At 44.6% G+C, this 8,687-nt stretch carries 7 protein-coding genes and 2 pseudogenes; 2 read left to right on the top strand and 7 right to left on the bottom strand.

Features of this window, described 5'->3' with window-relative positions:
- The first annotated feature begins 407 nt into the window (after window positions 1–407).
- Together Q0090_RS04650 and Q0090_RS04645 are read left to right on the top strand one after the other, a co-directional pair.
- Entirely contained in the window at window positions 408–827 is a 420-nt protein-coding gene (locus Q0090_RS04650; RefSeq protein ID WP_297947908.1) for a transposase, read from the top strand.
- An 84-nt stretch (window positions 828–911) separates the two neighbouring features.
- Window positions 912–1,136: pseudogene (locus Q0090_RS04645) on the top strand (transposase); the annotation flags it as partial.
- Between the two features lie 134 nt (window positions 1,137–1,270).
- Here Q0090_RS04645 and Q0090_RS04640 read toward each other — a convergent pair.
- From Q0090_RS04640 to Q0090_RS04610, 7 genes and pseudogenes are all read right to left on the bottom strand, one after another.
- Complete coding sequence (locus tag Q0090_RS04640; RefSeq protein ID WP_297947906.1) at window positions 1,271–2,284, bottom strand: ATP-grasp domain-containing protein; 1,014 nt, start codon at window positions 2,282–2,284, stop codon at window positions 1,271–1,273.
- Entirely contained in the window at window positions 2,281–2,826 is a 546-nt protein-coding gene (locus Q0090_RS04635; protein ID WP_297947905.1) for a GNAT family N-acetyltransferase, read from the bottom strand. The genes Q0090_RS04640 and Q0090_RS04635 overlap by 4 nt, the downstream gene beginning before the upstream one ends.
- On the bottom strand, window positions 2,823–3,449 hold the full coding sequence (locus tag Q0090_RS04630; protein WP_297947903.1) for a sugar transferase: 627 nt from the start codon (window positions 3,447–3,449) through the stop codon (window positions 2,823–2,825). Before Q0090_RS04630 ends, Q0090_RS04635 begins: the two co-directional genes overlap by 4 nt.
- Window positions 3,450–3,451: 2 nt before the next feature.
- A complete protein-coding gene (locus tag Q0090_RS04625) occupies window positions 3,452–4,741 on the bottom strand; it encodes a hypothetical protein (protein WP_297947901.1) in 1,290 nt (429 codons plus the stop codon).
- A gap of 40 nt (window positions 4,742–4,781) precedes the next feature.
- Window positions 4,782–5,924, bottom strand: coding sequence for a glycosyltransferase family 4 protein (locus Q0090_RS04620; protein WP_297947899.1), 1,143 nt, complete (start codon window positions 5,922–5,924; stop codon window positions 4,782–4,784).
- 1,215 nt (window positions 5,925–7,139) lie between these two features.
- Complete coding sequence (locus tag Q0090_RS04615) at window positions 7,140–8,414, bottom strand: oligosaccharide flippase family protein (RefSeq protein ID WP_297947897.1); 1,275 nt, start codon at window positions 8,412–8,414, stop codon at window positions 7,140–7,142.
- 18 nt (window positions 8,415–8,432) lie between these two features.
- Window positions 8,433–8,528 (bottom strand): annotated as a pseudogene (locus Q0090_RS04610) (NAD-dependent epimerase/dehydratase family protein); the annotation flags it as partial.
- Window positions 8,529–8,687: the final 159 nt, after the last annotated feature.

Below are 8,687 nucleotides of genomic sequence, written 5' to 3'. Positions count from 1 at the left end.
AACCACGCCGATGGTACTGCGTAAAAGTGGGAGAGTAGGTAGCCGCCGTTTTCGAAGGGAGAACCCTTGAGCAGAGAGTTGCTTGGGGGTTCTCTTTTTTTGTTTGAAGGGGAGTTTCTGAAGGAGTATCTCTGAGGACTGAGAGAGGAGAGTGGAGGGATTTTCGAGTGAAGGGCTGGGAGATTCCTTTTTTGTTTTTGTGCCTGCCTAGAGGTGCCTTAGCCCCCTTTACCTCGGGCTGCTATCTGTCGTTACGTTGTTGTCAGAAGACGAATATATCGGTAGTGTCTGAAGCTTCCAAGGTTCTTATCTTTGGAGTTTGAAAAATAAGAACTCGCTGTTGCAGAAGCTTTTCCCTCCGCCGAACATCAATTCTGCATTACCCACCTAAAGCGTTCGATGAGCGTATGTGTGCCTCCAAAGATAAGGGAGAACTCCTGCAGGATTTGGAGGAAATCTTCCCCGTTGAACAAAAAGGCTACTCTATGGTCGGACAATTTGAAAAATTCCGTATCCTCGTCGCCCGATGGAGCCGGCGTTATCCCTCGTTTCGGCGTTTCGATACGCCACGCAATGTGGCTTATTTCTCGTATCTGAACTATTCGCCACAATTTCATCGGATGATTTACACAACCAATTGGATTGAGCGATTGAATAGGTTTTACAAACGAACCCTCAAGATGCGGGGAGCACTCCCTTCGGCCGAGGCGGTGCTGTTTTTGATGGGAAGGGTAGCCTGGGAGAAAACCCAAACCTCCTATGCAAGATCGCTGCCTCTTTTCAAGGATTGGGATGCTCTCAGAGAGCACAACAAAAATAATATCTAAAGGAAAAGTAATGACAAGGAACTCCATTTTAGGATACTTCCCTTACACACTTTTCCAGACACTACCTAAGAAAAAAAGGCACTTCTAGAGATCATCACCAATCACCTCAGTAGTTCATGTGAAGAGGTCAAGAACATCGCTCACTTTATGGTCAAGCACATCGGGGAGATCTGCAACTACTTCCTAGGCTATAAGACCAACGCTTCAGCAGAAGCACTCAACCAGAATCTCCAACGCTTTATCGCCATCAACTATGGGACCCGAAATAGTGACTTCTTCCTCTACCGTATCACCGTTCACTTCAGTTAGTTTTTTGTGGGTGGCTTTCTCCCCCAGCACCTCAAAATAGGAATTAGCCACAGCTAGCCAACAGCCAACAGCCACACACTGTCCTCACGAGAGGCGAAAGGGAGCCGATGCTCACTTAGCAAGACAGAGCTGCGTCAAAGATGATCTAGGACTCGTATCAGGCGGTCACACTTAGATAGTGTGACGCCAGCCTTGTACTGTAGGTGCTGAGCAATATCTCCTCCCCCTTGTAGCCACTCCAAGATGCAGGCTGTCGCATGCTCACCAGCTTCGTGCGAGAAGGGGTATCCTCCACCAAAGCGAGCATTCGTCTCTAGGACGTATAGCTCACCCTCCCGCTCCAGCACATCACAGTCTAGTACGCCTATATGCCTTAGGTGCTTAGAGATCGTACGACCAATATACTCGAAGCGATCATCAATGATTGTCCTCGCCTTGTCCGTCTCCCCAGCTCTCATAGCAAGCTTCTCTCGGACGAAGGTCCCTACATAGTTTCCCTCTAAGTCATTGAGGATGTCCATCCCATACTCCCGACCAGTTATCTTCTCCTGATAGAGGATGGCTGCGGCAAAGTGCTCCTTGGAGGCGTTGTATAGGATTGTGTTCTTGAGCTTGATACGGAGTAACTTGTCTGCGATGAGTAGCTCCTCTTCACTCTGAGGAAATTCAATTCCTATCGATGCACTGCCCCATCTAGGCTTGAGGACACAAGGATATGAGCTTTGTCTACTACCACAGAATGCCTCTAGACTTGTCTCTGTGTAGGGCGTCTGTAGCCCACACTCCTCTCTAAGGAAGGCCGCCGTCTTGAGCTTGTCAAATGTTATGTCTATCACCCGCTCGTCCGATACTAAGAGCTTGGCACCCAGCTCTTCTATCTCCTTGCGGTGCGCTGAGAGGATAGGTAGCTCTAGATCATTGAGCGATATCAGTGCATCTACTTGATACTCTCTGATCTTCTCTAGGAGCGTGGGTATATACGACTCGTCATAGATGGCAGGCACTAAGAATGCTCTATCAGCCTCTGTCAGTCCAGGTGCTGAGGCCTGCATATCACATGCGATGATCTGATCACCATCACGCATAGCCTCTCTAAAGTAGCGCAACAAGTAGTTACGTCGTCCGACGCAGGTAAATAGGATATTCATAATACTAAGTTTTCCACTTCTTGTAATGTTGATGATGGTACGGCTTGTGTATTATACGACAAAGCTGTGACACGTAGCACATCTCTGTTTTCCTTTGATATAGGGAACAGTTGCTGTGCCGAGTTGTCGACGACCTGAAAGCCAACTTTTCTATAGACTCGCATTGACGGAGTATTCGATGGCATTACATAGGCGAAGACATTATCACAGCTTAGCTTGGAAAGAGCAATCCCGACCATCTGATGAAGGATTAGCGTCCCAAGACCCTTAGACTGAGCTTGAGGGTTTACAAACAGGTAGCTTTCGATCGATCTTGTTTCCTCTACATAGTTGGTTAGGCCACCCATTGCCATAAGCTCGCCCCCTTCCTCTAGGACAACATCATATCTATTAGGTATCTTACTCACACGTTCATACCACTGTTGCGTTCCTTGCAACGTGATCTCTCCTTGAATGCTCATATTGTTCACAAGAGAGGGTGTATTGAGCCATGCAACTCTAGTTACCAAGTCTTGCTCTCGTAAATATCTGAATATAATCATATTTGGACTTTTTCTTTTCGTTCCACATCGAGTCTGATGCCTCTTATTCCTGGATCTATGGCAACATCTTTTGAGGTAAGGACGTTTGCCACGGTCTTAAATAAGATGCGACAGTCTAGGGTGAAACTGAGACGCTCTACATACTCAACGTCTGTTGCGAGTTTCTGATCCCAAGGAAGGTAACTGCGGCCCCTTACTTGAGCTAGACCCGTAATGCCCGGACGTACAGTATGGCGCAATCTCTCTCTTGTCGTATAATATGGGAGATAGTCCACAAATAGAGGACGTGGACCGACCAAGCTCATATCCCCCTTGAGGACATTCCACAGCTGAGGTAGCTCATCGAGCGAGGTCTTGCGGATGAAACGACCTACAGGCGTGAGTCGCTCCCCATCGGGTAGCAGATTGCCCTCCGAATCTCGCTCATCGGTCATACTCTTGAACTTGTAGAGCTTAAAGATTCGCTCATCCTTGCCTGGGCGCTCCTGTGTGAAAAGCACTCCTGCCCCCTTATTGGCAAAGTGTAGCCACACCGTCTCTACCATTAGCAGAGGCGACAAAACGATCAGTCCGAAGAGGGCTAGGAGAAAGTCTAAAGCGCGCTTGATATATGCTCGGTACATAGTCAAAGGGTCTTGTTGATGACATAAGGACGTTTGCCCGATGGTAGCATCTCTAGACTTTTGACGACCTCTATATTTAAGATGGCTCCCTCTCCGAGCCATCTTAGCATAGTTATATTCAAGTCATTTAGGATCCCATCTATAGAAGGAACTTTAGGGATAACCAAAAGACGGAAGTCGCTCTTTGTCTCTTGAATGAGCTGATATTGAAGAATAGTGTCCTCAAAACGCTCCATTATAGTATCTAAGTAGAGAGGGTACTTCAACTCACCCGAAGGAGTAACGATAACTTGCACCCCTCTTCCAGACAGAGACTTAAAAGCGAGCAAGCTACCAAACTCATCTGTCTCTCTGCGCTCTATTAGCCCTAGATCTCCAGTGTCGTAGCGTACTAAGGGATTGGCAAAAGAATGAAGATCCGTAACGACGATACGTCCTATTTCACCTTCTCTACAAGGTAAGTCCGAGTCTATCTTGAGGATTTCAATATGATAGTTTAGCGAGTTGATGAGAAAGTTTCCACCAGCTTCATACTGACACGCTAACACTCCAAACTCTTCTGTCGAGTATCTACTACAAATACCTATATCTCCCCAAGCTTTCTTCATAATCTCTCGTTGCTGTTCAGAGAGATTCTCAGAGCTTGTAATAACTCCTTTTATAGAGCAGCTAGACTTCGTATCACCCTTTCTAAGACAGTAGTCTGCAATCATCGAGATAGCCGTAGGAAATCCTATGATTACCTTAACCTGCCTTCCTTTTAAGACCTCTCTAGCTCTTTGCAAGAAACGATCGTCAAGGTCTTTGCATCCTAGATAGTGCTCGTTTTGCAAGTATTGCTTGAAGGCACTCTTATGCACCACCGAGCGGATGTACATATGCTTGACGCCGACATCATAGCCGACTTTGCGCCCATAGTGAATCACCTCGGCTAGTTGCTGTGCTTTCTTTTGCTTCGTCAGATAGTACTCTGCGGGAAGACCGTATGATCCAGAGGTAGACACTTTGATAAGATCCCCTCTCTGATATGCTGTCGATAGGAAGTTACTCCGATCACTTTGGATCGTTTTCTTTTGGATTACGGAGAACTGCTCTAAGCCCTTCGACATGTCTAAGTCTTTATAGTTTGGCACATCTCGTAGAGATGCCAAGAAGGTTCTCATCGAGGCACTCTTCTCAGCATTGTAGAAGTCTTTATCTATCTCGGAACGTTCGAGGCGTTTGAGCTCTGTATTTATCAATCCTCCTCTCATGGAGTCAACGAGGTTGAATGCTAACTTTCTAAAGTTCATAGACACTCTTGTTATTGTCGTAAGTTATACCATTTCATTCTTATAGCTCTTTGTACATCTCCAGCGTTGCTTGCCACACATCCTCTTGCTTATAGCGCGAGGCGATCAGGGGGCGAGCATTCTGCTGGCAGTGCGTGTAGAGAGCTTTGTCCTCTATCATACGCTTCATGGCCTGATATAGTGCTGCTGCATCATGAGGAGGTATGATCAGGCCATTCTCTCCCTCTATGATGATTTCGTTGCAACCATTGATGTCGGAGACAACGCAGGGGAGCTCCATAGCACCCGCTTGCATTACGACATTTGGAAAGCCCTCCCGATAGGAGGGGAAGGCTAGTGCATCCGTCGCAGCAAACCAAGGGCGCACATCATCTTGCCACCCTGCACAGTAGATAGCTAGGTGACTCTGTATCGTATGATAGACGTCCTCCGGAAGTGGATCGAGTTCATGCTCGAAGTCGCCAACAAGTAGCAATCGAGCATCGGGATGCTCTTGCTGCAGACGGGTGAACGCCTCCACAAGTTCACAGATCCCCTTATCCCTCACGATCCGTCCTACAAAGACAAAGGTGAAGCTTTCCTCAGAGAAGCTCGTCTCAGACATAGCTTGGCTCAGCAAGCTTATAGGTATGGCACCCTTATCGTAGTATGCCAAGTCAATTCCGTTAATGTTTCCGTTGTGTAGCTTCTTGAGAGGCTTCCTTGTAATACGCTCGTCACGCAGTGTCTTTGCCACCCCATCGCCCTCTGGGATTACTTTGGTGCTGAGGCAACAGGTGATACGCTCCATAGTGATAAGTAGCCAGCGAAAGAAGCCCTTTGCCGTTTGGAAGCGAAGTCCAGTAACCGTATAGATGCGATGTGGCACACGACACCACCAAGCAGCAGTTATGCCAAAGAGGGATGCCTTAGGCGTATTTGCATGGACTACATCAGGTTTTTCCCTTCTGATGAGCTTGATTAGCTCAAAGAGAGCTCTTATGTCATTCCAAATAGAGATGGGACGTACCAAATGAGGCACCAGTCTATGAGGCGTTCCTTCCAAGAGTGCAAGATGCTTGTCCGAAAGAGATGATGGCCCTGTAGCTACGACAACGTCAATGCCATGCTCTCTTAGATAGCGATACTGACCCTTGATAAGCCCAATTGACCCTGCCGATGTAAATAGTCGTAGTAACTTCATCACTTTAATAAGGGGTTAATTGATGTTGGAGTATTTATTGTCTTATATCTCTGAGATAGCTTCAATGGCTGAAGCAAGAATAGACTATAAAATAAGAATGGAAAGATCATTGTCTTTTGTCGAACAGCTATTCCTAGGTTAGAGTTCCCATAAGAAAGGCCTAACGAGAGAATAATAATTGACAGAATTGCAAATCCTAAGTAGTGCCAATCTGCCTCTCGACGTGTTTGACGATTGCAAAGCCGTAATGCAATCGTGAAGCATAATAGTACCCAAAAGACATTTTCTACAGAAGCCTCTATCATTAAGTAGTTATGGGCATCAAAAAACAATGGCCGAAAAAGGAATGATAAAACCTTCACTCCCCAAGGCGCATCACTTAAATCCACACCTGCATTTGTGTCACTGTATTTTGCATCATCTCTCGTCACATACACACTGAGTTCTTGAGAATTTAAAGAGTTTGTTACTTGTAGAGCGACCTTAAAAGACAAAAAGAGTCCTACTAGAGAGACAAGAGCTAAGAGCATTTTTACACGCCAAGTATAGTGTCGCTTAGAATAAAATACGGAAAGCACATATGCCAACATAATGCCCACCGCAACATGTATTCGTATGGGTGCAATGAGAAGAACTGAGAAGAAAAAAGTCCACATCGGCTTTCTAAAGTGCCAAGTGAATAGAGCGAAACATATCAAAAAGAACATAATAGAATCCTTTCCGATAGCACAAGTCCAGTAGTGTAGCTGAGGTAGAAAGACAAAGTAGATCCACTTCGATCTTTTTTTAGAGACAAGAACGTCCAAGATCACTCGGAACAATAAAAACCAGCCCAATAGACCTACGATAGAAAATGAGATGAAGCAACCGAGATAATTAAGCTTTAGAATATGTATTAGGGGTAAGCAAAGGAACCAAATAAAGGTGACACTCTCCCTAATGCTAAGGATGCTAATCCAAGAGCCACTATACTGATACGACACCCTATAATACATAGCACAGTCACTAACATCTATACTAACGGTGCCATTGTAGTAGTAAAAACAAGTCATCGTAAAGTGAAGTATAGAGAGTAGAAGGAATGTACCTCTATGCCTTGATAGCTTTATGCATAAAAAGATTGTGACTATAAGGTAGGACAATACAGCAATAATGTCCGTCCATGAGTAGAAGGTGTAGAGGCTATTCATACGAGCTATTCTTAAGTATTAAAAGTCACCTTGTACTCTCAAAGAGCTTTGAGACATAACAAAGGAAGGTTAGCTCAACTCCCCCAGCAATAAGTATCGCAAGAGTAAAAGCCCAAACAGGTAAGCGTAAAAAGTATGACACTGCAGAAAAAACGGCTATGAGTGTAAGACTTAGAAGCTGATTCCAAAAGACCACTTGATTCTTACCACTAGGAATAAGCACCAAGTCAATGAAAAAGCTAGACAAGAACCAAATAAAGACCATGCCAGACATAATCACGAGGACTGGATAGGCGATATCAATTATAGGTCCATTACCCATAATGATGATGAGAGGCCAACCTATAGCAATAATTCCTAGTGTCATAAGTAGTCCTAGAATGATTTCCTTTCTAAGGATTCGCTTTACTCGATCTACTGAGAAATTAGTTACGATATTCGGAAATATAGCTAAGTTTAGAGACTTAGTCAGATTGAGGACGTTTTGAGTAATTCTAAAACTGAAATCAAAAGCGGTCAACTCTTTCATGCCAAATAGAGTTCCAATGACGATATAAATACCAGAAGACTTAAAGATAGAGAGAAAATTAGAGAGAAATAGATGCGAGGACTCTTTAAAATAAGCCAGAGTACTCCTCAAAGAGACTAAGGAGACGATCACTTTGTCATGTGCCACAAGGTAAAGAGCGGAAACAAGATACCCTAGAAAGGACGTGATAGCAAAGACCCATGTGTATACATATATAGCTCTTTCTCCTCGTACAGCTAGCAGCACTATAGAGAGCAGTATAACCTTAGAGACAATTTGTATGTACAGGTATACTCGGTTGTTTTGTAGCGCTTGATAGTACCACCCTGGGATAAATACATAGCTTACTACTAGGAGACTAAGGGCTAAATAGAGTTCTTTATAGGAGTACAGACGAGGTATCACAAGAATAAGTAGAGCATAGACAACCAGTGCCGGGATAAGCAAGTAGAGCTTTGCGGAGAATATCTTAGAAACAATGGCACTCTTTTCCTTGCTATCCCCTTCTTCGTGTGCTATTGCCATATACTTCGTAGCAATCATATCAAAGCCAAATCCGACAAATACCATAAAATAGGAGACGATAGAAAGTGCGAAAGCAAACTGCCCATAATCCTCAGCACCCACCTTTCGGATTAGGAAAGGATATATGATTAGCTGAAAACTCGAATTTAGGAACGTGATAAAGGACATGGCAATTGTATTCTCTACAATCTTCCCATGTCTTTTTGCCAACTGAATGTTTTCGGATATGAACTTCGGTAAGGTCATTTATCTACACCATCTACAATTGTCAAGACAGCGGACGGTATGTCCTTCACGAAGGAAGTGCTCGCAGAGGTTGGAGCCTATGAAACCTGCTCCGCCAGTGATTAGTAGTTTCATGTTTGTGTAAAGATGGGGGCTGAAAAAAGGACTCTTTGACATCTAAGTGCAAATGTACATATTTCTGAGCAATCGGAAGAGGCAAAGTGAAATAAGATCAGGGGTGTATTTTCCAGTTGTAAGTGCAACGCTTAGATAAACAAAAACCACCCTGGGGCT

It is taken from the genome of uncultured Porphyromonas sp., assembly GCF_938023125.1.
Lineage (GTDB): Bacteria > Bacteroidota > Bacteroidia > Bacteroidales > Porphyromonadaceae > Porphyromonas.
Note: the sequence above shows the minus strand (reverse complement) of the source record. Positions and strands in the feature narration are given on the sequence as shown.

Coding starts and splice junctions, on each gene's coding strand:
- Q0090_RS04615 (WP_297947897.1), bottom strand. CDS start 8,414: ATGACCTTACCGAAGTTCATATCCGAAAACATTCAGTTGGCAAAAAGA.
- Q0090_RS04620 (WP_297947899.1), bottom strand. CDS start 5,924: ATGAAGTTACTACGACTATTTACATCGGCAGGGTCAATTGGGCTTATC.
- Q0090_RS04650 (WP_297947908.1), top strand. CDS start 408: ATGTGTGCCTCCAAAGATAAGGGAGAACTCCTGCAGGATTTGGAGGAA.
- Q0090_RS04635 (WP_297947905.1), bottom strand. CDS start 2,826: ATGATTATATTCAGATATTTACGAGAGCAAGACTTGGTAACTAGAGTT.
- Q0090_RS04630 (WP_297947903.1), bottom strand. CDS start 3,449: ATGTACCGAGCATATATCAAGCGCGCTTTAGACTTTCTCCTAGCCCTC.
- Q0090_RS04640 (WP_297947906.1), bottom strand. CDS start 2,284: ATGAATATCCTATTTACCTGCGTCGGACGACGTAACTACTTGTTGCGC.
- Q0090_RS04625 (WP_297947901.1), bottom strand. CDS start 4,741: ATGAACTTTAGAAAGTTAGCATTCAACCTCGTTGACTCCATGAGAGGA.